The sequence below is a fragment of the Methylocystis sp. Uni0008 genome (genome assembly GCF_056838045.1).
The window spans coordinates 3,169,620-3,191,511 of sequence record NZ_CM166370.1 but is presented as its reverse complement, the minus strand read 5'-3'; the positions used below and the strand labels follow the sequence as shown (position 1 = coordinate 3,191,511).

Here is a 21,892-nt window from a genome sequence, read left to right as displayed (position 1 = left end):
CAGAGGTTTTTGGAGGCGTCCAGCTACTATTCCTGCTGAACCAGCGGCTACAGAGAAGGTTCCAGCAAACACGTCGGGAAAACGACAGTACATCTTGACCTTATGCTTGGTCGCCAAGCCATAGAACAGGTATAACCATCAGCTATGGCAGGTGAGTTCTTGGCCTTATCAGTAATTTCATGAACTTGAGTGTTCAGCTTGCGCGGCGGAAGCGCTCGGAGCCCGAAGCGCCACGAAATTCCCTCCGGCCCGCCCGGTAGCGTTGGACCGGAGCTGCAGCTACATCTCTTGAGGTCTCACCGACGCGCCTGCGCCGCGGCGTAGATGTCCAGCAGGCCGATGGCGGCGACCGCCGCGAGCGCCATACCGCTTGTCAGCTGCTGACTTTTGCGAAGGCTGTAGAGGCCCGGCGCGAGAGTCGCCACGTCGATCGCATCGCCCGCGACACGCGCCCAAAGCCAAGGCGCTTTCCGCCGCGAGACGAGAATTCCGAGACCCGACAGGAACTCGCGAAGCCCATAGGCTTGCAGCAAATCCTTCTTGCCTTCCGCGCCGACCATGCGGCCGACGCGGCGTGGCGCGAAGATTTCCGCCAGTCCTAGCGCAATGGAAAACCATCCGAGAAAGTTGGCGAGCTTTGAAGGCGCATCTTTCCTCATCAGAGTCGTCGCCATCTCAGTCACCTCCGCTACATCCGCTAGCAAGAACGCCGGCCGCCTTCTGCGACCGGCGTCTGCACGTAACGGCTACGCTAGGGGACGGCGCGTTTCGGCGGCGCCGCTGCCAAGTTCGGCGCCGGTCATCGGATCCGAAGCCGGATCGGATTTCGTCCGGGCGGCGAAGTTGGCAAGATCGTCGCTCTGCGACGAAGCGAGATGCACGCTTGCAGCGCCGTCTCCGCCGTCGAGCGGAATGCCTCCGATCACGTCATCCATGCGCCGCCAGCCATCGCCGGAATTCCAGGGACCTTCGTGATCGCTGGGACCCTGCGATGTGTTGACGTATAGATGCGAAAATTGCGGCATGCCTTGCATCTTGCCGGGCGGGAAGTTTGCTTCGATCGCGTAGAGCGCCTTCTCGAAGGAGATCTGATGAGCGATTTCGCGCGTCATCAGAAAGCCGAGCGCCTCTTTGACGCCGGCGTCGTCGGTGACGTTGATGAGCCGCTCGTAGACAATCTTCGCCCGAGCCTCGGCAGCGATATTGGAGCGCAGGTCCGCCGTCGGCTCGCCGATCGTGTCGATATACGCCGCCGTCCAGGGAACGCCGGACGAATTGGTCAGGCCCGCGCCGCCGCCATACAGAATTGCTTGCGTGTGGCTGTCGCCGCCCTGCGTGACTGAACGATAGAGTTCGGCCTCCGATTGCGTCGCTTCCGCCAACTGGCCCTTAGCGCCCTTGTTCAGCATGGCGACGATGCTGCCGATGATCTCGAGATGGCTCAGCTCTTCGGTGGCGATGTCGAACAGCATGTCGCGACGGCCGGGATCGTCTTCGGCGATCGCCTGCGTGAAATAGCGCATCGCCGCCGCGAGTTCGCCCTGCGGTCCGCCGAACTGTTCGAGCATCAGGCTCGCCAGGACCGGGTTCGGTTCGGAGACCCGAACCTGTATTGCAGTTTCTTGTTGTGCGTGAACATGACCTCTCCTTGGTTCGAGGGTCGTGCGTCACGGAAAACTTGAGTGAACGCATCGGCCTCGACGGATATCAATGAACGTGCGCGAATGAACTTCGTTCCGCACAAAGGCTGCAAGGCCTCAAGCGACGGCGGCGCCAAGCCTCAGCCGAAATCGGCGCGACGCCAGCAGGCGGGAACAGGGGCATTGCAGCGGCGTTAGGTAATCGTGATGGAACGTGCCGTGCACGCAAACTTCGCTATCGGATCGTCGCTCCATCGACGTAAGCGACAAAGTTGTGATCGGATGTTTACCCATGCCGGCGACGTGACGCTGGGTCGAACGCCATGAGAGCGCCGCGCGTCACAATTTGTTTTGCCCTCACAACCGCTCTGTCAGGCTGCAACGACCGGCAGTCGGCGCTTTCTCCTCACGCCGCCGAGGCGCAGCATCTGTTCTGGCTTATCCTGGGGTTTGCCGCGCTTCTTGGCGTTATCTGGCTTGTCGTCATGATCGCGCTCGGCTTCGCCGTGCTTCGCCGGCCAATCGACCACCGGAGCAATGAGCACGCCGCAGACGCGGCGATTTCATTCTGCGCCGGACTGACTGGCGTCATCGTCATCGGCCTGACTGTGGTGAGCTTCGCCAACCAGCGTGCAACACATGGCCGCCATCCCCCGCTCATCTTGCGCATCATCGGACACCAATGGTGGTGGGAGCTGCACTATTCCGATGACAATGGCCGTCCTTCCTTCGTGACGGCGAACGAGCTTCATATTCCTGCCGGCCGCGATGTCGTGTTGAAGCTAGAATCCGCCGACGTCATCCACAGCTTCTGGGCGCCCAGTCTTGCCGGCAAGAAAGACCTGATTCCCGGCCGAGTGAACGAACTGACGATTCGCGCGCCTGAAACGGGCGTCTACCGCGCGCAATGCGCCGAGTTCTGCGGACAGCAGCACGCCCATATGGGAATCGACGTCATCGTCGAAAACGCCGAGCGATTCGCATACTGGCGCAAACGCCAGGCTGCGTCGGGACGAGCCCCCGAAACTGAAGCGCAGAAGTTTGGTCAGCAAGTATTTCTCACCCGCGCATGCTTCATGTGCCACGCCGTCCGCGGGACAAGCGCAAAAGGTTTCGCCGGGCCTGATCTCACTCATTTCGCGAGCCGACGGTCGCTCGCAGCCGCTGTTTTGCCGCGCACGCGCGGCGCGACCGCAGGCTGGATCGCCGATCCGCAGCGTCTGAAACCTGGCGCGAAAATGCCGCGCCTTCCCCTGTCGCCGGCCGAGCTCAACGCCTTGGTGTCCTATTTGGAGAGCTTGGAGTGAGTCTCGCCCAACCAGAAGACCGCGATCAGCGCGACGAAGATCTCGACGGAGAGGCGCTGACGGCGCGTCTTGCGCAAGTGTGGTCGACGCCTCGGGGATTCTGGGGAGCCTTGTCGAGCGTCGATCACAAGGTCGTTGGGAGACGCTACATCCTCACGGCCTTCGTCTTTCTGTTTCTTGGCGGCATCCTCGCCGTCATGATCCGCTTGCAGCTTTCGAGCGCGGAGGCGCGCTTCGTTGGGCCGGAGGTCTACAACCAGATCTTCACCATGCATGGTTCAACGATGATGTTTCTGTTCGCCGTGCCGGTGATGGAGGCTTTCGCGGTCTATCTCGTGCCGTTGATGGTCGGAACGCGCAACATCGCCTTCCCGCGCCTGAACGCCTTCAGCTATTGGGTCTATGTCGCCGGCGGCGCCTTTCTTTGGATTGCTTTCATTCTGAATGTCGGACCCGACGTCGGCTGGTTCGCCTATGTTCCGCTGTCAGGCCCGCAATTCACGCCAGGCAAGCGCAGCGACGTCTGGGCCCAGATGATCACCTTCACGGAAGTCGCGGCGCTGGCGGTCGCCGTCGAGATCATCGTCACCGTGTTCAAGCAACGCGCCCCCGGCATGACGCTCGACCGCATCCCGTTGTTCGTCTGGGCGATGCTTGTCACGTCGTTTCTCGTGCTGTTTTCGATGCCGGCCGTGGTGACCGCCTCGACGATGCTGATCATGGACCGTCTTGTCGCAACGCATTTTTTCGACCCGTCGCGCGGCGGCGACGTCTTGCTATGGCAGCATCTCTTTTGGATCTTCGGCCATCCTGAAGTCTACATCATCTTTCTGCCGGCGACCGGCATGGTGTCCGCTATCGTCGAGACGTTCTCGGGTCGGCGGATGGTCGGCTATCTCGCCCTGGTGCTGTCGCTGATCGCCGTCGGCTTTCTGGCGTTCGGACTCTGGGTCCACCACATGTTCACGACGGACCTGCCGCAGCTCGGCGCAAGTTTCTTCACTGCTTCGAGCATGTTGATCGCAATTCCGAACGGCGTGCAGATTTTCTGCTGGATCGCCACGCTCTGGCTGGGGCGGCCGCGCCTTTCTCCGCCGCTCTTGTTCGTGCTCGGCTTCTTCTTCATTTTCATCATTGGCGGCATGACCGGCGTCATGGTCGCTTCAGTGCCGATCGACGCGCAAGTGCATGACACCTACTTCGTCGTGGCGCATTTTCACTATGTGCTCATCGGCGGGGCGGTCTTTCCGCTGCTCGGGGCCGTCTATTACTGGGCGCCAAAAGTCGTTGGAAGGATGCTTGGCGCGCGCCTGGCGCACTGGCATTTCTGGACTGCCTTCATCGGCTTCAACATCGCTTTTTTCCCCATGCACATCCTGGGGCTGATGGGGATGCCGAGACGGGTCTACACCTATCAGCCCGAGTTCGGATGGGACGGCTTGAATCAGCTCTCAACGCTCGGCGCGCTGCTGTTCTTTGCAAGCTTTCTGATCTTTCTATGGAACGTCGCGACGAGCTGGCGTAACGGCGCGCCCGCGCCTGCGAATCCCTGGAACGCATCGACCCTGGAATGGGCGCCGCCTTCGCCGCCGCCGCCGCAGAATTTCGACCGAATCCCGTTTGTCGATAGCCGCACGCCGTTGTGGCGCGAGGATCCCTTGCCGGTCACGGCAGGACTCTCTGTAGCGGAACGCGAGTTGGCGATCACGTCGCTGACTGAGGCGACGCCGCAACTGCGCGAGCAATCGCCCGACCCTTCCCTTTGGCCGCTGATCGCCGCCGTCGCGGTCACGATTGCATTTGTCGGGTCGATCTTCACGCCCTGGGCGGTGGTCTGGGGCGGCGCGCTGGTCGCCGCCGCCCTGGTCGGCTGGTTCTGGCCGAAGAGCATGGCGGAGGACGAGTGATGGAGCAGCGCGTCGCTCGAAATCTGCGTGAGCTCCGGACCTATGGCTTCGGCGCAAGGAGCACGACATGGTGGGGCACGCTCGCCTTCGTCGCCATCGAAGGCACAGTGTTCGCCATGGCTGTCGGCGGCTATTTCTATTTGTCGGCGCTCGCTGAACATTAGCCTCCTGGCCCGATGCCCAACCACTGGCCGGGTTCAATCATGTTGGCGCTTCTGCTCGTCAGCCTGTGGCCTAATCTGCGCATCGATCACGACGCAAGAGCTGAGAACCTCAAGGGGGCCCAGGGCAAACTGCTGCTGATGTCAGCAATTGGACTCGTCGCCATCGCGGTCCGCTTTTACGAGTTCTACAATCTGCCGGTGAAATGGTACGTCAACGCCTATGGCTCGATGCTGTGGTTCCTGCTCGGCCTGCATGCGGCGCACATCATCACCGACGTCGGCGATACGCTCGTGCTTACTGTGCTGATGTTCACCAAACATGCTCGCGGCAAACGCTTCAGCGACGTGAGCGACAATGCCTTTTATTGGTATTTCGTCGTCGGCGCCTGGGTCCCGCTCTATCTCGCCATCTATTGGTTCGAGAAGGGATGAGCGGATGGGCGAGCGCTCTGCGGAACAGTTCAGCTGGGCGGGACTCGCGCTGGGCCCCGGCGCCTGGGCAGTCAACACCTTAGCCGGTTATGCTCTCGTAACCGCCGTCTGCCCACGCCATTCCCTCGCGCTGCTGTTGCTTGCGGTCGCCCTTGCCGGCGTGGCGATCTGCGGCGCAAGCGTCTCCGCGCTCTCCTACAGAGCCGGCGCCGCTGATCGCGACGGCGCGCCGCACGCCCTGTTGGCAGGCGTGGGGGCGGGTCTTGCCGCTCTCCTGGCGGCGGTCGTCATACTCCAAGGCTCGGCGGTCCTGCTGCTTGGATGCGAGCAGTGAGGCGTTGCGGTCCTATCGTCCTCCTGCTGGCGTTTTGCGCGCCCGCCGAGGCGCATGGCAATGCCGGTTACGAGCGGGCGGAGACCGCGAGCGTCATTTCCCTGCTGGTCATCGCCATGCTCTATGCTTTCGGCGCAACAAGGCTATGGCGCCGCGCGGGCGTTCGCGGCGTCACCGGAGGTCAGGCGGCGATGTTCGCGGCGGGTTGGGCGGCGCTCGCGCTGCTTTCGCTGCCCCCGGTGCGCGAGCTTTCAGCGGGCCTGTTCGCGGCTCACATGATCGAGCATGAGTGGGCGATGCTGATCGCCGCGCCGCTGCTCATCCTGTCGCGGCCCTTCGTCGCCTTCGCATGGGCTGCGCCTCGGCCTCTCCTGTCGAACTTCACGGCGCTGCGAAAGCGGCTCCAAACGGCTTGGACCTTGGCGACGCAGCCGCTCTTCGCAACGACTCAGCACGCCTCGGCGATCTGGGTCTGGCATGCGTCGAGCCTTTATGGCCTCGCGCTTGAGGATCCGACGGCGCACTTCGTTCAACATGCTTGTCTTGTGGGGTCCGGGCTGATTTTCTGGCGCGCGATGCTTCTATCGCCGCAGAAGGGGCTGGTCCTGTTCTGCCTGTTCTTCACCGTCGTGCAGAGCGGCTTCCTAGGCGTTCTGTTGACGGTCTCGGAACGGCTCTGGACCGAGAGTCAAAGCGCGAACGCGGGCGCATGGGGGCTGACGCCGATTGAAGACCAGCAACTCGCCGGTCTGATCATGTGGGTTCCCACCGGACTTCTCTACACAGCAGCGGCTCTATGGGTCGCGGGCGGCTGGATCAAGCACGCGCAGCATCGATCTCTGCACGCCAGCTGACGCGACGTGGACCGCCTGCGGCTTACGCAGCTTTCGCTGGCTTGCTGGGCGATACGGATCGTGCGGCTTCTTTAGCGAGGCGGCTGCGCAGAAACGCAAGGACAGCGGCCTCTTCGGATTTGAGGTCTGCTGCGGCGCCTAGCGCATCGGGGTCGGTCCCCAATCTGAACCCAAGCATGAAGCTGCCGTCGAGATACGCGTTCAGCACTTCGGGGTGTACGTAGCATTTTCGGCATATGGTAGGCGTATTGCCTAGTCGAGCGGCCACATTCTCGATCGCTGCGCGAAGATTGCGCTTCGCCTGCGCGGCGCTATCGTAGCTTGTGAGCCTGCTAAGCGCCATCGCGGCGAGGACAGTTCCTGCCCAGGTGCGGAAATCCTTGGCGGTGATGTTCCTCCCGGTGATTTCCGTGAGATACGCATTCACGTCAGTCGATGTGACGTCTCGACGGATCCCGGCCTCGTTAAAATATTCGAGCAGCTCCTGTCCGGGCAGCTCCTGACACGCCTTTACGATCTTCGCGACTCGCCGGTCATTGACTCGAAGCGACCATTGCTTGCCGCTCTTTCCCGTAAACCGAAAGCGGACCTCGTTGCCGTCGACGGCGACATGGTGGTTCTTCAGCGTCGTCAGGCCGTAGCTGTCGTTCTGCTTTGCATAATCGTCATTGCCGACGCGAATCAGGGTCGTCTCCAGGAGATGGACGACGGTCGCCAGCACCTTTTCGTAATCCGCGCATGCCCATATGCTCCCGCACCCTTGCCCGTATGCTGGGCAGCGCCTCGGCGAATGCGACGACGTGCTCGTATTTGGCGGTCTCGCGCAGCTCGCGAAAGCCGGAGTGATAGCGATATTGCTTGCGCCCCTTGGCGTCGCGGCCCGTCGCCTGAACATGGCCGTCGGCGAAAGGACAGATCCAGACGTCTGTCCATGCCGGCGGGATTGCGAGCGCCCTGATCCGCTTGACGTGACAGGATCCGACAGCTTCGAACCATCCGGGCGCAAATAGACGAAACCGCTTCCAGACCTTCTTCGTCGAATGCCTGCGCGCGAGTCGGAGACATATCTGAGACCCACGGACTCGGCAGCGTTCTTTGGGTCAACGATGGCCTGACGAAACTTCGGCGCTTCGAGCGACACGGGCGCATTCCTTTCAGGCGCTCCTTCCGTTCAGGCGCCTTTTTAAAGCTCAACAAACCAGTCGGACGTCAGTTCCCGCAAAGCAAACTGCAGCAGAGCGAGCGGAGCTCGACCTGCGCGTGCGCGGCGATCTCAAGTGGAGAGCTGGATAGGCGCGCAAGCGTAAGTGGCCCAACTGGCTACGGCGCCGCTGCTGAAAGCGCTGCGTGGAACATGGAGGCTGCGGGTTCGTTCTGCTATGGGCCGCCATTGTTACAGCTTGGATCCGCGATGAATGTCTCCTTCGAAAAGAGTCGCTCCTATTGGGTGGATCAGCCGGTTCTCGACGGCGCCGGCGCCCTTGTGAACGATCAGCGCGCCGATGTCGTGATCGTCGGCGCAGGCATCGGGGGGCTTTCAGCGGCTTATGAGCTCGCGAGCGCCGGCAAGAAGGTTGTCGTCCTCGATCGAGGACCGATCGGCAAGGGAATGACCGCGCGCACCACCGCGCATCTTTCATCAGCCAGCGATGATGGCTTTCAAGAGCTCGCGCGTAAGGGGCGAAGACATGGCGACCGCCTGGCGCGAAAGCCAGCAAGCCGCGATCGACCGCATTGAGGCCGTGCAGAAAAGTCTCGGCGTCGAGTGTGATTTCCGGCGGCTCGACGGCTATCTCTTCGCGGCTAAGCCAGACGACGTGGAGTGGCTCGAGCGTGAATATGACGCGGCTCGAAAAGCGGGACTGCCCGTGTTCAAGCAGGAGGGCGTTCCGTTATCTGGCCGTGACGCGACGCCGACGCTTCGCTTCCCCGATCAAGCGCGCGTCCATCCGCTGAAATATCTGCACGGCTTGGCTCGCGCCATTGGTGAAGCCGGGGGCCGTTTCTACGAGAACGCCACCGTCGTCGAGGTGACGGAAGACGACAACGGCGCCCGCGTCTTGAACTCCGACGGTCACACCATCCATGCAGATTTTGTCGTCGTCGCGACCAACGCGCCGATCAGCGACCGTTTCTCCATCCATACGAAGCAAGCGCCTTACCGCACCTACGCCATGGCGTTCGAACTGCCCTCTGGAGCGCTCCCCGACGCGCTCTATTGGGACACGCTGGATCCCTACCACTATGTGCGCCTGCAGCCTGGAAACGGCCTCGACATATTGATCGTCGGCGGCGAAGACCATCGCTCCGGCGAAGAGAATGACGCGGATGATCGCTTCGCGGCGCTAACGGACTGGATGCGCGGGGCGTTGCCTTCTCTGGGCAAGGAGATTCAGCGCTGGTCCGGCCAGGTTCTCGAACCTATCGACGGCATGGCCTTCATCGGTCGAGACCCGGGAAGCGAACGCATTTTCGTCGCGACTGGCGATTCAGGGCAAGGGATCACGCATGGCGCGCTCGCCGGGCTGATGATCAGGGATCTGATCGTGACCGGCGCCAATCGCTGGACCGAAGCCTACGACCCGGCGCGAAAGCCGTTGGCGGCCATCGGCGAATATCTGAGCGAGAATCTCGCCGCCCCAAAAAACCTGGCCGAATATATCGCGCCTGGCGAGATCGACTCATGGGATCAGCTGAAGCCCGGCGAGGGCGCGATTGTCCGCAGCGGGCTCGGAAGGTCGCCGCCTTTCGTGACGACGACGGGAAGCTTCATCTGCGCTCCGCCGTCTGCACGCATCTCGGGTGTCAGGTGAAGTGGAACGCCTTCGAACGCTGCTGGGACTGTCCCTGTCACGGATCGCAATTCGCGCCCGACGGCGAGGCGCTTAATGCGCCCGCCTTCTAGCCGCTGCAAGAATACGAACCCTGAGAGCAGATGCGGATGGATCAGGATCCAACATTATTGGTGCTGATGTATTTTGTCGTGCCGCTCTGGCTGGCGGCGGGTTTCGCGGATTGGCTGTGTCATCGCGCGACAAACATTGAAACAACCGCGGGACCGAAGGAATCGATCATTCATCTGCTGCTGTTTGCCGAAGTCGGAGCCCCCTTCCTCGCTGTTCTCCTGCTGGAGGTCAACGCGCTTGTGCTGGCCTTTATGATCGTGATGTTCTTCATTCACGAGGCGACGACGCTCTGGGACATCAGCTATGCTGACGGCTTGCGCAACGTGTCGCCATTCGAACAGCACGTCCACAGCTATCTCTCGATGATGCCGATGGCTTTGGTGCTGGTGACCGCGCGGCATTGGCCGCAATTCCTGGCGCTCTTCGGCTTCGGCGATGAAGCGGCGCGGTTTGATATCGCGCTCAAAGCGAACCCGCTGCCGTTGTCCTACATTGTAAGCGCAATAACCGCTGCGCTGCTGTTCGCCGTGCTGCCCTTTACCGAAGAGCTTTGGCGCGGCTTGCGGGCAAATCGTGGTCGATTGATTCCGCGCGTCCCTAAAACAGCATCACGGTAGCTCAGCTGTCGAAGCGGCAGAAAGCTCTTGGTCGAGAGAAGCGCACGCAAATTTTGAGATCGCGCACGAGACCGAAGTTTTTTCGACAAGGGTCGCAAAACGAAACCCCCGCGCCACACTGGGACGCGGGGGTTTGCTGACAACGAAACAAAAGGCTTGAGGCCAGACTGAGACGCTTTACTTCGTCGCCGCCGATTTCAGTTTTGCGAGCGGCCGGATTTTGACGCGAACGCTTGCAGGCTTCGCCGCGGCTTTGACCATCTCGCCCGTCGCGGGATTGCGAACCAAAGTCCCCGCCTTGCGCGCCGGCACCTTACGAAGCGACACTTTCAAAAGCCCCGGCAGGGTGAACTCGCCAACGCCCCGCGGATGAACTGAACCGAGAAATACATTCTCCAGCGTGGCGTAGACGCCCACGGCGGTCTTGCGAGGAAGTTCATTCTCTTCGGCAATCAGATTGATGAGCGCCGATTTCGTATATGTTTCTTTGACTGGCCGAATGGCGGCAGGTTCAGCCTTGCTAACCTTCCGGCCCGCGGCCTTCACAGTTTTCCCTCTAGCCATAAGATGTCCTTTACTGGATAAGGCCTCATTGTAACTTACCCGTGCAAACATGATTGCTAACCGCTTCGTTGGTGATTCGCAAACTGCTACGCAGCATTTCCCACGCGAAGATGAGGCGCCGCTATGCCGCCCACCCGGTCTCTCCGGCTCTCCTGATCTGCGAAGATCAAATTCAAGTAATCAGAAAGACGTCCTACGCCCTACGCGGCGGGAGGACGATCGAGCGCGACTCTCCGTTCGTCCATCTGCCCTCGTATGATGGGCCGAGGAAGCCCGCATAAGCTGCGATGAGGTTCTCGCCTCGCCAGCTTCGCTTCGCTTCGATTCGCCGCCGCGCCCGACGGCGAGCTTTGGAATTCCATCCACGCGATCGCCTTCCTCACTTGAAAGCCCTGCCTTGGCCTCGACAATCGACGACGGCAGCACCAAATATAAAGCGACGATCCAGCTTCTGAGGGGGCGTCGCAAAAAACCAACGTTCAAAGGCGAGTGGAGGCAGATATGCGTAACACATTGAAATCGATGCTCACGGGAGCCCTGTGCAGCGGTTTGGCCGTGACGGCTTTGGCGGGCTCCGCTTGGGCGGGGCCGATGAACGCGACGCATTCCAAGGGAATCGAAGCGCCATCGCTAGCCTATCAGGTCTATTACCGCCGTTACTATCGCGGCGGCTATTATCGTCGCGGCTATGATCCAGGCGCCGCCGCCGCGGCGGCGGCAGCCGTCGGCGTGCTGGGAGCCGCCGCCGCAGCCGGCGCCTATGCGCAGCCGTATTATGGTTATCCAGCCTATGGCTATTACGGCTATCCCTACGGCTACGGCTGGTAAGCTAAGGGCAGGCTTCGTTTTTGCGGCGGCGGTCTGCTAAAGGACCGCCGCCACGACGCAATTCAATTCCGCGGCGACCCGTGATCGGAAAACCTGCGGACGCGTTGGGGCTCTCCGTCAGAGCCGAGAGCGTCACCCCTTTTCAAATCCTCGCGCAGGGACTGATTCTGCAGCAGGATCAGGAGCGACGACCGGCACACTGGAAGACGGCGAGACTTTCCGCCGACGGCAACTCGCCATGTCAGCTCCGGAGCGCGGCCCCGGCGTCCGCGACGCCCTCATGGGCGCCCAGCAAGGCGTCAAAACCACTCACCGACATCACTTCTTTCACATTGCCGCGCAGGCCACAGAGGGTGAGCGCGCCGCCCAGTGACTTGGCTTTCTTCGCGACGACGAGAATGGCTCTCAAGCCCGCGGAGCTTACGTACTGAACTTGCGAAAAATCGATTATGACCCTGTTGGGCCCTTCGGCGATCAGCGCCGCGCATTGCTCTTCGAAAGACGTCGCTGAACCGCTATCCACGCGGCTGCTCGGCCTGACCACCAGCATCCCATCCGAAATTTCGTGCGTGAGCTCCATTGGGTTCCCCGGTGACGGTTACGTAATCGCGGTGTAATGCTTGCGTATCCATAAACCCCCTTTCTGCTGATCGTCCAGCCGCCGCTTCTCGGGGAACAAATGACGCTAGTGTCCTGATTCAGAAGTTTCTATCCAGCTTTGGCTTGGAGGTCGAGGGTGCGACGGCAGAAGCGTTCGATGGAGGCCAGAATGTCGTCGGCTGACTTGGTCCAGCGCAGCGGCTTCGGATCAGCGTTCTGTTGGGCGAGGAAAGCCTTGATGGCGGCGATGAGGTCTTTGACGGACTTGTGCGCGCCTCGCTTGATCTGCTTTTCGGCCAGCAGCGCGAAGAAGCGTTCGACCTGATTGATCCACGACGACGATGTCGGCGTGAAATGCATGTGCCAGTGGGGCCGCTTGGCGAACCAGTTGCGGATCACTTGCGTCTTATGGCTCGAAGCGTTGTCCATCACGACGTGAATGTCGAGGCCGGCGGGAACGTTGCTCTCCACTTCGTCGAGAAACTTGCGGAACTCCTGCGCGCGATGGCGCGGCATGCATGTGCCGATCACACTGCCAGCCTTCACGGTCGTCTCAGCCGTGACAGCAGCGATGAAGCCGGCAAAGAGCGTCGTAGTGCCGTGGCGGTCGTAGTCGTGCGTGCGCCGCTCGACTTGTCCAGGGCGCATCGGCAGCAGCGGCTGCGTTCGATCAAGCGCTTGTATTTGGCTCTTTTCATCCACGCATATCACCAGCGCCTTGTCGGGCGGATCGAGATAGAGGCCAACGATGTCGCGCACTTTCTCGACGAACTGCGGGTCGGTCGAGAGCTTGAAAGTCTCGGTGCGATGCGGCTGTAGGGAGAATGCACGCCAAATGCGATGAACCGACGAAGTCGACACGCCCGATGCTTTCGCCATGCCGCGCGTGCTCCAGTGCGTCGCGTTCTTGGGCTGCGTTTCGAGTGTCCTGGTCACGATCTCCTCAACGCGGTCGTCGCCGATCTTGCGTGGCGCGCCACAGCGCGGCTCATCGTCGAGACCATCGAGACGGTGCTTGGCGAAACGCTCGCGCCATGTGCGCACGGTCTGCCGCGTTACACCGACCGCAGCCGCGATCTCGCAGTTGTTGAGCCCGTCAGCGGCCCGCAACACGATCTCCGCGCGTTGCGCATGCCCACGCGCCACCTTGCGTCGCCGGACGAGCCTTTTGAGGTATTCCCGTTCGTTCTCGCTGAGCTCAATCTTGCTCGCTTTGGTCGCTCCGTCCCTCGCCATGCCGCCCTCCCGAATCCCGCCTGGGCCGAAGGAATCACAATCGCGAAAACGTGGCTAGTAATTTCTGGGACAGGACACTAGCCTTAGATCGTCCGGCGAGCCTCGCGCCCGCGTCACAGATAAGCCTCGTCGAGGAATTTCTGCTGCTCACGCTGGAGGACAGCGGCGGCGAATTCGACAGTGTGCCCGAGATTTATCTCAACTGCGGAATCGCCGGCGCGGCCTTGATGGATCTCGCGCTGCGCGGCCGCATCGACTCGGACCTCGATGGCGTCTTCGCAGTGAACCCCGCTCCAACCGGCGACGCGGCGCTTGATCAGGCGCTCGCCGAAATCGCAAGCGAGCCGCGCCGCCTCGGCGCGCAGCATTGGATCACGCATCTCTCGCGCAATGCGCCGGCCATGCGCCGGGCCGCCCTCTCAGATCTCTGCGCGCGCGGCATCCTGCGCCAGAGCGACTACGCCTTTTTCTGGGTCCTCAAGGAACGTCGCTATCCGGTTGTCGAAGGGCAGAAGCGGCCGGAGGCGAAAAAGCGCATCCTCGCCCTGCTCTATAACGACGATATTCCCACGCCCGCCGACGCCGCGCTGACATCGCTCGCTGACGCCTCCTTCGTCTTTGAGCGCATCCTTACGCCGAAGGAGCTCGAAAGGGTCAGGCCGCGCATCCGGCAGATCGCGCGCATCGATCTCATCGGCGCCGAGATCGCGCGCACCGCCCATCAGGTGAATCTCGAAACGCGCGCCGCCGAGCGGCGGACGGTGCTCGCGGGCCTCGCCGGCAATGTGGTCGAGTGGTACGATTTCGGCGTCTACGGCTTCTTCGCGGCCACGATCGGCGCGCAATTCTTTCCCTCCGAGGATCCTTCCGTTTCGCTTATCGCCTCCTTCGGCGTGTTCGCTGTAGGCTTCATCGCGCGTCCGCTCGGCGGGCTGCTCTTCGGCCACATCGGCGATCGGCTGGGTCGGCGCGCGGCGGTCGTCAGCTCCGACATACTGATGATCGTGCCAACCCTGCTGATGGCGTTGCTCCCCACCTATCGGCAGATCGGCCTCGCGGCCCCGGCCCTCTTGATTGTGTTGAGGCTTGCGCAAGGCCTCGCTGTGGGCGGCGAATATACGACATCCATGGTTCTTCTGGTGGAAGAGGCGCAGACCCGGCGGCGCGGCTTCGTGGGCAGTTTCGCTCCTTTCGGCGCGCTGGACGGGCTGCTTCTCGGGTCGGCGATCGGCGCGATGCTCACGGCCTTCCTGCCGGAGACGGCGACGGCTTCGTGGGGATGGCGGCTCGCGTTCTTCACGGGGCTCCTCATCGGCCTCGTCGTCTTCGTCATTCGCCGCCGCCTGCCGCCCGATTCCACGATCGTCGAGACGGAGGAGGCGCGCGCATCGCCGCTTTTCGAGGCGTTCCGCACGCAATGGCGCACGATTCTCAAGGTCGTGGGATTCACGCTGGGTAATGGCGTCGGCTTCTATCTCTGCTTTGTCTATGTCTCGACCTGGCTCAAGCAGCAGCAGCACCTTTCCGCTCCCACCGCGCTAACGCTCAACAGCATCGCTCTTTTCCTGATGTTGATCATGACGCCTCTCGCTGGTGCGCTCTCCGACAGGATCGGACGCAAGCCCGTGTTGATCATAGGCGCGGCGGGGCTCGCTCTATCCGCCTGGCCGCTGTTCTGGCTGATGAGCAGCCCGCATCTCGGCGCCATTCTCGCGGGCCAATGCGTCTTCGCGCTCTTCATGTCCTGCTATGGCGCAAGTCCGGCCTTTCTTGTCGAGGCCTTCCCCAAACATGTCAGATGTTCGGGTCTCTCTGTCGGCTACAACCTCTCGCTCTCGGTCTTCGGCGGAACGGTTCCCATGGTCGCGGTGTCTCTCATCAAATTCACCGGAAACCCGCTGTCCCCCGCCTTCTATCTTTCCTTTGCGGCGATCATCTCGCTGTCGATGGCGCTTCTCATCGGCGCCGACTCGGAAGAAGCGGCGACGCTTTGATAGGCTCGAGAGAAACACGTTACGTCAGCCTTGGCGTCACGGGCGCCGATATTCCGAACGCCGTCGCCTGGATCGCCTCCGAAGCGGAGGAGCTTGGCGCGACTGAACGGCAGTGCTTTGGCGCGCAACTTTGCGCCGAGGAGATCCTTGTCAACGCCCTCAGTCACGGCGAGCAGGCGCGCCTGTCGATCGTCATCACGCTCGAATCTCTTCAAGATCGGCTCCGCCTGACGCTTCGGGACGACGGCGCGGCTTTCGATCTCGCCGAGGCGCCCGCAAGAGAGGTTGACGCCACTCTCGATGAGTCGCGGCCTGGCGGATGGGGCGTCGCCCTGGTTCGCCGCTTCGCAGATCACGTCCATTGGCGGCGCGAGGGAGACCGAAACGTCGTCGTTCTCGATTTTGTCAGCGCGCGTGGAGCATGACGCCGCCTGAGAAGGACTGGTTTCAATCATGGATACCGCGACGCGCGTTGCACTCGAGAAGCTTCTGGCGCGCGCGCGCAGGATCGAGTTGCAAGCCGGCGACATGCTCGTCCGGCAAGGCGATGCGAGCGACTCCGGCTTTTTCCTGGCCGTCGGCGCTGTGCAAGTCTACGCGGAGACGGCCTATGGCGCTGCGCCGCTGGCGACGCTGGAGGCGCCGCGTCTTCTCGGCGAAATCGGCGCCTTCGCCGGTCTGCCCCGCACAGCCAGCATCAAGGCTGCGACAGAAGCGCGCCTGTATGAGATCAGCCGCGGCGAACTCGTCGAGCTTGGCCGACAGTCGCCTGACCTCCTTTTAGGGGCGGTAGAGCAACTTGGCCGTCAGATCGCAACCGTCAATGAAGCCTTGGCGCTTTACGCCAACGCCCTCGCCGCGCTCGAGAGGCGCGAGTTCGACAGTCGCATTCTTGCGGATCTCGACGATCCGCCGCCGGCCCTTGCGACTTTCGCGGCGGCTTTCCATCGGTTTGCGACCGAGATCGTCGGAAAGCGGCGCCGTGAGGACGAAATGGCGAGTGCGGCCTTCATCCAGCGGTCGCTCCTGCCCAAGGAAGCGACGATCAATCGCCTTCGACCGGACGTGAAAATCGCCGCGCGGATGCGGCCGGCCCGCGAGGTCGGCGGCGACTTCTATGATTTCTTCCTTCTCGACGACGACAGGATCGCCTTCACGATTGGCGACGTTTGCGGCAAGGGAACGCCTGCGAGCCTCTTCGCATCCATCGTCGTGACGCTTCTGAGAACGCTCGGGCGAGACCGGGCGGATGTCGCGACGGTGGTCAATCGCGCAAACCTTCTGCTTTGCGAAGACAATGACGCGGCGATGTTCGCGACCGTATTTTTCGGCGTTCTCGATCTGCGCAACGGCGAGATGACCTACGCCAATTGCGGCCATGTCGCGCCCGCCCATCTCTCTCGGACCGGACTTGTCGCGCGCCTCAAAGCGACAGGCGCGGCGCTCGGCATCGATTCCTCATGCGTCGCCCGGGCGATGCAGACGCGGTTTGAGCCGGGCGACAAACTCATCTTGGTCACGGACGGCGTTACGGAAGCAATGAACGCCGCAAAGGAGGAATTTGGCGAGCCGCGTTTCGTGGAGGTCGTCGAAACAGGGCTGCAGGAGTCGCCTCGCGAGTTGGTGTCGAGACTCTTTGCAGCCGTCGACGCCTTCGCGCAGGGCGAGGAGCAGTCGGACGATATCGGCTGTCTGACGATCGAACGAAAACCTCGCGAGACGCCGCGTCTGTGATCCTCGCGAGATTTGCGGTTCAAGGAGATGGGCGCTGCGCCGCCAGATAATCGCATAGCCCCTGCTGTCCGCGCATGGTCGTCCACCGGTGATTCCAGGCGAAAGCGGTGCCTCAGAAGCGGCGCGAGAAGCTTGAGTATCGGCCGCGACACCGTCACCTCCCAGAGCAGGTCGACATGCACGCCGCCCTGCCGCGGTAGAAGAATTGCGATCCAGCGGCCGTCGAGATCGCCGCTTGTCTTGACGTCGACGCGGTAGGGCCACTCGAGCGCCACGGCCTCGAGAATGAATTGCAGGCGATAGGGCAGAAACCCGCGCGCCTTGGCGCGGATGCGATCGCCCACTTTCGGCGCGCCCTCGCCGCTGAGCCGTTCAGCTTCGAGATAAACCCCTTTCCACCACTGCGGCAGCAGCTCGCCGCGCGCGAGCACGTCATAGACCTGATCAACGCTGGAATTTGGTATGTCCCAGCTTTCCTCGAAACGAAAAACATTCGCAGCCATTCTCGTCTCCCCGTGATCGCGCCAACGCACGTGAGCGTTACACGGGGCGCCGGCATTCGGTTGCAACGAGAGGACAGAGGTTCAAAAAAATTCGCCAGCCCGCATCCAAACGGCGAAGCCGCGCGTATCTCCCTGACCGGGAGCGTGAGCCCCGGCAGGACAGGAGCCGACGATGAGCAATTCCGATTTGATCCGATCTCTTTATGCGGCCTTCGGTCGCGGCGACGTCAGGTCCATTCTCGACGCCCTCGATCCGTCGATAGAATGGCAGTCGAACGGCGACGCGAGGATCATTCCCTGGGGTGGCCGCCGCGGCGGCCTCGCAGGGGCGGCGTCCTTCTTCGAGGCGCTTGCTGACAATCTCGATTTCGAGGCTTTCGAGCCGCGGGAATACTTTGAGGATGGCGACACCGTCGTCGTGCTCGGCCGCACCAGGGCGCGGGTGAAGAGCGGCGGCGTCTTCGATAGCGACTGGGCGCATGTCTGTACGTTCAGGAACGGCAAGCTGCTGCGTTTTCGAGAGTTTTACGACACAAAATCCATCGCCGACGCTCTCGCGGCGTAAACCATAGCCGCCGGAGAATCCGGCAAATTTTTCAAGAAGAGATTACGCCAATGGAAGCTGCACCAATATCCGAAGCCTCCTCCCAAGTCCTCCCGCCCGTTCACGGACTGATCGCCGAGGGGCGGAGCTACGCCAATTGGGGCGGATCGCGCGCCACGACGCCCGCGGTCTATGTCGAGCCGATCAGCTACGTGGACGTGCAGTCCGTGGTACGCGATTGTCGACGCTTCCCGACGCCCGTCAATCCGGTCGGCGCGATGCTCTCGGTTACCGACGCGATCGTAAATGACGGGGGAACGCTCATCTCTCTGCGCAAGCTTGATGCAGTTCTGGGGATCGAGATCGATGCGCTCGGTCGCGAAGTCGTGCGCGTTCAGGCAGGCTGCCGCCTGAAGAAGCTGAACATGTGGCTGAAAGAACGTGGGCTCGAGATCGGCTTTCAGGCGGAGATCGGCGAGGCCACTGTCGGCTCGGTCGCAGTGGGAGACACGAAAGAGTCTTCGCTCGATGCGCCGGGCTTCTTCTCGGCTCACGTCGTCGAAATCACTTACGTAAACGAGAATGGCGACCTGCAAACGATCTCTGATCACGCCAATGACGCGATCTTTTATGAGTTCAAATGCAGCTTCGGGCTCATGGGCGTTGTCGTCGAATGCTGCATCGAGACTCGGCCGGCGCGACTCTGCCGCAGCGATGTTTCACTCGAGCCTTACGAGACGCCAGAGCAGCTTGCGCGTAGCCTCGCCGAAAAACGTGGACAGTGTGACGCGCTGCTCGCCATTGTTTTTCTCGATAAGCTCCTCAGCGTCTACGATCAGCGCTATGGCGCGGGCGCAGGGAGCGTCGCACCCTTCCTCCAGCCCGAATGCGAGGAATTCCGCCTCGCCAAGCGGCTGGCGATCCAGCGCGGATTCGACGGCGTCCAGGTGCCGCAGCCGAAGGGAATCCTCTATCCGCGCGCGGATTTCGTCAATGAATATTGGCGTCCCTCTCGCGAAGAGAAACGTCTCGATTTTCAATATTATGAGCACGACATTTCTCATCTCGAACGCGTGATCGCCGAGAGCTACGCCTTCACCAAGGCCTATGAAGCAGAGACAGGTTTTGCGCCGGGCGGATGGGCGACCTATTTCGTCAACCGTCCGCCCCGCGCGCAAAAACCCTTTGGGCTCTATTCGGATGGGCCGGGAGTGTCATTCTCGCTCGATCCGTTCTGCAGCGATCCCTGCTCACCACGCTGGCAGGATTTTTCACGACGTTACAACCGCCTCGCGATCGACGCGCTCGGCGCGCGGGTCTCGCCGATCCAGACGCAATGGCTCGCGAGCGGCGACGTCGTCATCCCGAAAAGGCTGGCGAAGCCGCGCTTCACGACGCCCTATTTCGCTCAGTTCCTGGAATGATCGTCGGTTGCGCCACGCAGGCGGTCCGTCTCGACGGGCCGGCGGACGTTGTCTATGCTGTTTGCGACGCGGCGCCGTCTCGCGCGGGGGCGATGGTGGACGTGCAGAATTCGCTCGAAGCGCTTTTGCAGCGGGTCGCGAAAAAGGATCGCGCCGCCTTCCGCGATCTTTACGCCGCGACCTCGTCGCGCCTGTTCGCCATCTGCCTCGGCCTGCTGCGCGATCGCGCGCGCGCCGAAGAGGCCCTGCAGGAAAGCTTCACCCGCATTTGGGAGCGCGCGGCGAGCTACGATGCACAAAAAGGCGCCGCGCTTGCCTGGATGACCGTGCTGACCCGGCGCATCGCGCTCAATGAACTGCGGCGGCGGGACAGCGCGCATGCTTCGCTCGAAGAGGACGAAGCGCCGCAGATCGCGGCGGATCTTCCGGAGCGCGATCCTTTGGCCAAGGGGCGTCTCGTGGAATGTCTCGACAGGCTGGGCGAGGAGCGCCGGAACTGGGTGATTCTGGCTTACGTCCACGGCTATTCGCATGAAGAGCTGGCGCAACGCTTCCAGCGCCCGCTGGGCACCATGAAATCCGCCCTGTTTCGTGGATTGGCGGATCTGCGAAAGTGCATCTCATGACGAGCGAAGACGACATCGACGTCGCCCTGTTTGCGGCCGGAGCGTTAAATCGCGAGGAGACGGAAGCGTTGAAAACGCGTCTCAAGCGTGATCCTGCGCTCGCCGTGAAGGCGGGTGAATGGGAAGAAGCGCTCGCCCCGCTCGCGATACACGCCGGCGACGTCGCGCCGCCGCCAGATCTCCTCGCCAGGATCGAAGCGCGCATCGACGCGCGAGAGAAACTCGCATCGATGAGCCGGACGCTCCGCGCCAATGAGGGCGAGTGGATCATGCTCTGCCCTGGCGTGCGCTTCAAGGAATTGCATCGCAATGTCGCGCTTAACCGCTGGACCGTACTTGTTGACGCGCAGCCCGGCGCCGTCTTTCCGGCGCATGAACATACGCAGGACGAGGAGATCTTCATGATCTCTGGCGATCTCGCCTTCGACGATGTCGAGCTGGGGCCGGGCGATTTCTACTTTTCGCCCATGGGCAGCCTCCATGCCGCGCATCGCACCCGCGCCGGCTGCCGCTGCATCATCATCCAGGCGATGTGAGATGTCGGATTAAACGAAGTTGCGGCCGTGAAAGGCTCACGGCCGCTCCGGAATCTCACTCGACTCACCGGGTAACGTGGATGACGCCCGTCATATTCGGATGCAGGCGGCAGTAGTACGGATAATCGCCGACCTTCGTTGCGCGCCAGCGGGCGGGTCGCGCCTTCGGCGTGTTGACGTCAAAGTCGCCGTTGCGCGACGTCGCCGTGTGCTCCACAAGATCCTTGTTGATCCAGGTAACCGTTTCGCCGACGCGAACGGTGACCGCCGACGACGCAAATTCGAGATCTGCGATCACGATGCTGGCCGCCTCGCTGGCAGGCGCGAAAGTCGCGTCCGCCAGCAACAGCGGGAGCCAGAACATCGCTAGCAGCGCAATGTTCCGCATGCGCGTTACTCCCGGCTCGCCGATTTCTTGCGGCCGAGCGTCTCGACCATGTGCTCGGCGTGCTGCTGATGGCCCTGGAAGATTTTCAAGCCGACTTTCAGCAGATCCTTCAATTCGCCATTGCTGGCGGACGGAATGAGCTGCGTGTCGACCGCGGCATTCACCAGCGAATGATAGGCGAGTTCGTTCTCCGCATAGGCGCGATCGAAGGCCGCGCCCGACAGGCGCTTCAACTCGGCGCGCTTTGTCGCCGCCTGACTGGCGATCGTCTGGCTCGTCGCATTGTCCTCGGGCGTCACGCCGAGCTTCTTGACGAGCGCCAGCGCCTTGTCATTGACGGCCTTGTGGTCTTTCACCATTTCCATCGCGAATTCGCGCACGGCCCTGTTTTTCGATCGCTGAAGGGCGATTTCGGCATAGCCGATGTCGACCATGCCGGCGGTATAGGCGATGTGCGCGATCTGGGGATCGGTCGGCGTATCCGCCGCGCGGGCGGCGGCGTTCGCGGCGAATAACAAGCCGACGACGATCGGCGCAATGACTTTCATGATGTCCTCCGTTGAATGTGGTCCGAAGCGACCGTTGCCTTTACGGAGGAGCGAGACGTTTGGATGCATGCTTTTTAAAGGGCGCTCGTTGAGGCGCGTCGTCTGCTCGATCAGATCGCGAGGCGCTACCTTGGGGCTCGTGAAGGCGCTATAGGCAGGCGCAGCAACGCGTGCGATGGCCGCATGTCGCCGTTAATAGCAGTTGC

The 21,892-nt window shown here is 62.0% G+C and carries 22 protein-coding genes and 2 pseudogenes; 16 read left to right on the top strand and 8 right to left on the bottom strand.

Annotation, left to right across the window (positions count from 1 at the left end; genetic code table 11):
- Window positions 1–296: 296 nt before the first annotated feature.
- Together AC0X69_RS15975 and AC0X69_RS15970 are read right to left on the bottom strand one after the other, a co-directional pair.
- A complete protein-coding gene (locus AC0X69_RS15975) occupies window positions 297–674 on the bottom strand; it encodes a hypothetical protein (protein ID WP_482608738.1) in 378 nt (125 codons plus the stop codon).
- Window positions 675–746: 72 nt separating this feature from the next.
- Window positions 747–1,568: a manganese catalase family protein gene (locus tag AC0X69_RS15970; RefSeq protein ID WP_482608737.1), complete on the bottom strand. Its 822-nt coding sequence runs from the start codon at window positions 1,566–1,568 to the stop codon at window positions 747–749.
- 395 nt (window positions 1,569–1,963) lie between these two features.
- Here AC0X69_RS15970 and coxB point away from each other — a divergent pair, with 395 nt between their 5' ends.
- Genes coxB through AC0X69_RS15940 form a run of 6 tightly spaced genes read left to right on the top strand, consistent with a single transcriptional unit; the run spans window position 1,964 to window position 6,638 of the window.
- Window positions 1,964–2,947 (top strand): cytochrome c oxidase subunit II, encoded by a 984-nt coding sequence (gene coxB, locus AC0X69_RS15965; protein WP_482608736.1) that lies wholly within the window; start codon window positions 1,964–1,966, stop codon window positions 2,945–2,947.
- A complete protein-coding gene (gene ctaD, locus AC0X69_RS15960) occupies window positions 2,944–4,854 on the top strand; it encodes a cytochrome c oxidase subunit I (RefSeq protein WP_482608735.1) in 1,911 nt (636 codons plus the stop codon). The genes coxB and ctaD overlap by 4 nt, the downstream gene beginning before the upstream one ends.
- Window positions 4,854–5,018: a hypothetical protein gene (locus AC0X69_RS15955; RefSeq protein ID WP_482608734.1), complete on the top strand. Its 165-nt coding sequence runs from the start codon at window positions 4,854–4,856 to the stop codon at window positions 5,016–5,018. Before ctaD ends, AC0X69_RS15955 begins: the two co-directional genes overlap by 1 nt.
- Before the next feature lie 39 nt (window positions 5,019–5,057).
- The gene (locus tag AC0X69_RS15950) at window positions 5,058–5,450 is read left to right on the top strand and encodes a cytochrome c oxidase subunit 3 (protein WP_482608733.1); all 393 of its coding nucleotides are present in this window, start codon (window positions 5,058–5,060) and stop codon (window positions 5,448–5,450) included.
- 4 nt (window positions 5,451–5,454) lie between these two features.
- Window positions 5,455–5,784 carry a hypothetical protein gene (locus AC0X69_RS15945; protein ID WP_482608732.1) on the top strand — a complete coding sequence of 110 codons (330 nt, stop codon included), beginning with the start codon at window positions 5,455–5,457 and terminating at the stop codon, window positions 5,782–5,784.
- The gene (locus AC0X69_RS15940) at window positions 5,781–6,638 is read left to right on the top strand and encodes a cytochrome c oxidase assembly protein (RefSeq protein ID WP_482608731.1); all 858 of its coding nucleotides are present in this window, start codon (window positions 5,781–5,783) and stop codon (window positions 6,636–6,638) included. Before AC0X69_RS15945 ends, AC0X69_RS15940 begins: the two co-directional genes overlap by 4 nt.
- Window positions 6,639–6,660: 22 nt before the next feature.
- Here the strand turns inward: AC0X69_RS15940 and AC0X69_RS15935 are convergent.
- Window positions 6,661–7,779: pseudogene (locus AC0X69_RS15935) on the bottom strand (DNA topoisomerase IB).
- Window positions 7,780–8,049: 270 nt separating this feature from the next.
- Here AC0X69_RS15935 and AC0X69_RS15930 point away from each other — a divergent pair.
- Together AC0X69_RS15930 and AC0X69_RS15925 are read left to right on the top strand one after the other, a co-directional pair.
- Window positions 8,050–9,543 (top strand): annotated as a pseudogene (locus tag AC0X69_RS15930) (FAD-dependent oxidoreductase).
- Between the two features lie 36 nt (window positions 9,544–9,579).
- Window positions 9,580–10,161 carry a diguanylate cyclase gene (locus AC0X69_RS15925; protein WP_482608730.1) on the top strand — a complete coding sequence of 194 codons (582 nt, stop codon included), beginning with the start codon at window positions 9,580–9,582 and terminating at the stop codon, window positions 10,159–10,161.
- A 177-nt stretch (window positions 10,162–10,338) separates the two neighbouring features.
- On the opposite strand, the gene AC0X69_RS15920 is transcribed toward AC0X69_RS15925, so the two are convergent.
- A complete protein-coding gene (locus tag AC0X69_RS15920; RefSeq protein ID WP_482608729.1) occupies window positions 10,339–10,725 on the bottom strand; it encodes an HU family DNA-binding protein in 387 nt (128 codons plus the stop codon).
- 501 nt (window positions 10,726–11,226) lie between these two features.
- Between AC0X69_RS15920 and AC0X69_RS15915 the strand changes: the two genes are divergently transcribed.
- Window positions 11,227–11,553: a hypothetical protein gene (locus AC0X69_RS15915; RefSeq protein WP_482608728.1), complete on the top strand. Its 327-nt coding sequence runs from the start codon at window positions 11,227–11,229 to the stop codon at window positions 11,551–11,553.
- Between the two features lie 241 nt (window positions 11,554–11,794).
- Here AC0X69_RS15915 and AC0X69_RS15910 read toward each other — a convergent pair whose 3' ends face one another.
- A complete protein-coding gene (locus AC0X69_RS15910) occupies window positions 11,795–12,133 on the bottom strand; it encodes an STAS domain-containing protein (RefSeq protein ID WP_482608727.1) in 339 nt (112 codons plus the stop codon).
- 128 nt (window positions 12,134–12,261) lie between these two features.
- On the bottom strand, window positions 12,262–13,389 hold the full coding sequence (locus tag AC0X69_RS15905; protein ID WP_482607591.1) for an IS630 family transposase: 1,128 nt from the start codon (window positions 13,387–13,389) through the stop codon (window positions 12,262–12,264).
- 50 nt (window positions 13,390–13,439) lie between these two features.
- Here AC0X69_RS15905 and AC0X69_RS15900 point away from each other — a divergent pair, with 50 nt between their 5' ends.
- The 7 genes from AC0X69_RS15900 to AC0X69_RS15870 all read left to right on the top strand — a co-directional run bounded on the left by AC0X69_RS15900 (window position 13,440) and on the right by AC0X69_RS15870 (window position 20,750).
- Window positions 13,440–15,383: an MFS transporter gene (locus AC0X69_RS15900; RefSeq protein ID WP_482608726.1), complete on the top strand. Its 1,944-nt coding sequence runs from the start codon at window positions 13,440–13,442 to the stop codon at window positions 15,381–15,383.
- Window positions 15,380–15,808 carry an ATP-binding protein gene (locus AC0X69_RS15895; RefSeq protein ID WP_482608725.1) on the top strand — a complete coding sequence of 143 codons (429 nt, stop codon included), beginning with the start codon at window positions 15,380–15,382 and terminating at the stop codon, window positions 15,806–15,808. The genes AC0X69_RS15900 and AC0X69_RS15895 overlap by 4 nt, the downstream gene beginning before the upstream one ends.
- 28 nt (window positions 15,809–15,836) lie before the next feature.
- Window positions 15,837–17,117: a PP2C family protein-serine/threonine phosphatase gene (locus AC0X69_RS15890; RefSeq protein WP_482608724.1), complete on the top strand. Its 1,281-nt coding sequence runs from the start codon at window positions 15,837–15,839 to the stop codon at window positions 17,115–17,117.
- Between the two features lie 675 nt (window positions 17,118–17,792).
- Window positions 17,793–18,185 carry a nuclear transport factor 2 family protein gene (locus AC0X69_RS15885; RefSeq protein WP_482608723.1) on the top strand — a complete coding sequence of 131 codons (393 nt, stop codon included), beginning with the start codon at window positions 17,793–17,795 and terminating at the stop codon, window positions 18,183–18,185.
- A 50-nt stretch (window positions 18,186–18,235) separates the two neighbouring features.
- On the top strand, window positions 18,236–19,588 hold the full coding sequence (locus AC0X69_RS15880; RefSeq protein WP_482608722.1) for an FAD-binding oxidoreductase: 1,353 nt from the start codon (window positions 18,236–18,238) through the stop codon (window positions 19,586–19,588).
- 92 nt (window positions 19,589–19,680) lie between these two features.
- Complete coding sequence (locus AC0X69_RS15875) at window positions 19,681–20,214, top strand: sigma-70 family RNA polymerase sigma factor (protein ID WP_482608721.1); 534 nt, start codon at window positions 19,681–19,683, stop codon at window positions 20,212–20,214.
- Window positions 20,211–20,750 (top strand): cupin domain-containing protein, encoded by a 540-nt coding sequence (locus AC0X69_RS15870; protein WP_482608720.1) that lies wholly within the window; start codon window positions 20,211–20,213, stop codon window positions 20,748–20,750. The genes AC0X69_RS15875 and AC0X69_RS15870 overlap by 4 nt, the downstream gene beginning before the upstream one ends.
- A gap of 64 nt (window positions 20,751–20,814) precedes the next feature.
- Here the strand turns inward: AC0X69_RS15870 and AC0X69_RS15865 are convergent, their stop codons facing one another.
- Both AC0X69_RS15865 and AC0X69_RS15860 read right to left on the bottom strand, forming a co-directional pair.
- Entirely contained in the window at window positions 20,815–21,138 is a 324-nt protein-coding gene (locus AC0X69_RS15865) for a cupredoxin domain-containing protein (protein ID WP_482608719.1), read from the bottom strand.
- A 5-nt stretch (window positions 21,139–21,143) separates the two neighbouring features.
- Entirely contained in the window at window positions 21,144–21,686 is a 543-nt protein-coding gene (locus tag AC0X69_RS15860) for a DUF4142 domain-containing protein (RefSeq protein ID WP_482608718.1), read from the bottom strand.
- Between the last annotated feature and the right edge of the window lie 206 nt (window positions 21,687–21,892).

Excerpts from the sequence above, each read along its gene's own strand:
- AC0X69_RS15975 (WP_482608738.1), bottom strand. The coding sequence starts at position 674 with ATGGCGACGACTCTGATGAGGAAAGATGCGCCTTCAAAGCTCGCCAAC.
- AC0X69_RS15970 (WP_482608737.1), bottom strand. The coding sequence starts at position 1,568 with ATGCTCGAACAGTTCGGCGGACCGCAGGGCGAACTCGCGGCGGCGATG.
- coxB (WP_482608736.1), top strand. The coding sequence starts at position 1,964 with ATGAGAGCGCCGCGCGTCACAATTTGTTTTGCCCTCACAACCGCTCTG.
- AC0X69_RS15955 (WP_482608734.1), top strand. The coding sequence starts at position 4,854 with ATGGAGCAGCGCGTCGCTCGAAATCTGCGTGAGCTCCGGACCTATGGC.
- AC0X69_RS15950 (WP_482608733.1), top strand. The coding sequence starts at position 5,058 with ATGTTGGCGCTTCTGCTCGTCAGCCTGTGGCCTAATCTGCGCATCGAT.
- AC0X69_RS15945 (WP_482608732.1), top strand. The coding sequence starts at position 5,455 with ATGGGCGAGCGCTCTGCGGAACAGTTCAGCTGGGCGGGACTCGCGCTG.
- AC0X69_RS15925 (WP_482608730.1), top strand. The coding sequence starts at position 9,580 with ATGGATCAGGATCCAACATTATTGGTGCTGATGTATTTTGTCGTGCCG.
- AC0X69_RS15920 (WP_482608729.1), bottom strand. The coding sequence starts at position 10,725 with ATGGCTAGAGGGAAAACTGTGAAGGCCGCGGGCCGGAAGGTTAGCAAG.
- AC0X69_RS15915 (WP_482608728.1), top strand. The coding sequence starts at position 11,227 with ATGCGTAACACATTGAAATCGATGCTCACGGGAGCCCTGTGCAGCGGT.
- AC0X69_RS15910 (WP_482608727.1), bottom strand. The coding sequence starts at position 12,133 with ATGGAGCTCACGCACGAAATTTCGGATGGGATGCTGGTGGTCAGGCCG.
- AC0X69_RS15905 (WP_482607591.1), bottom strand. The coding sequence starts at position 13,389 with ATGGCGAGGGACGGAGCGACCAAAGCGAGCAAGATTGAGCTCAGCGAG.
- AC0X69_RS15890 (WP_482608724.1), top strand. The coding sequence starts at position 15,837 with ATGGATACCGCGACGCGCGTTGCACTCGAGAAGCTTCTGGCGCGCGCG.
- AC0X69_RS15885 (WP_482608723.1), top strand. The coding sequence starts at position 17,793 with ATGAGCAATTCCGATTTGATCCGATCTCTTTATGCGGCCTTCGGTCGC.
- AC0X69_RS15880 (WP_482608722.1), top strand. The coding sequence starts at position 18,236 with ATGGAAGCTGCACCAATATCCGAAGCCTCCTCCCAAGTCCTCCCGCCC.
- AC0X69_RS15875 (WP_482608721.1), top strand. The coding sequence starts at position 19,681 with ATGGTGGACGTGCAGAATTCGCTCGAAGCGCTTTTGCAGCGGGTCGCG.
- AC0X69_RS15870 (WP_482608720.1), top strand. The coding sequence starts at position 20,211 with ATGACGAGCGAAGACGACATCGACGTCGCCCTGTTTGCGGCCGGAGCG.
- AC0X69_RS15865 (WP_482608719.1), bottom strand. The coding sequence starts at position 21,138 with ATGCGGAACATTGCGCTGCTAGCGATGTTCTGGCTCCCGCTGTTGCTG.
- AC0X69_RS15860 (WP_482608718.1), bottom strand. The coding sequence starts at position 21,686 with ATGAAAGTCATTGCGCCGATCGTCGTCGGCTTGTTATTCGCCGCGAAC.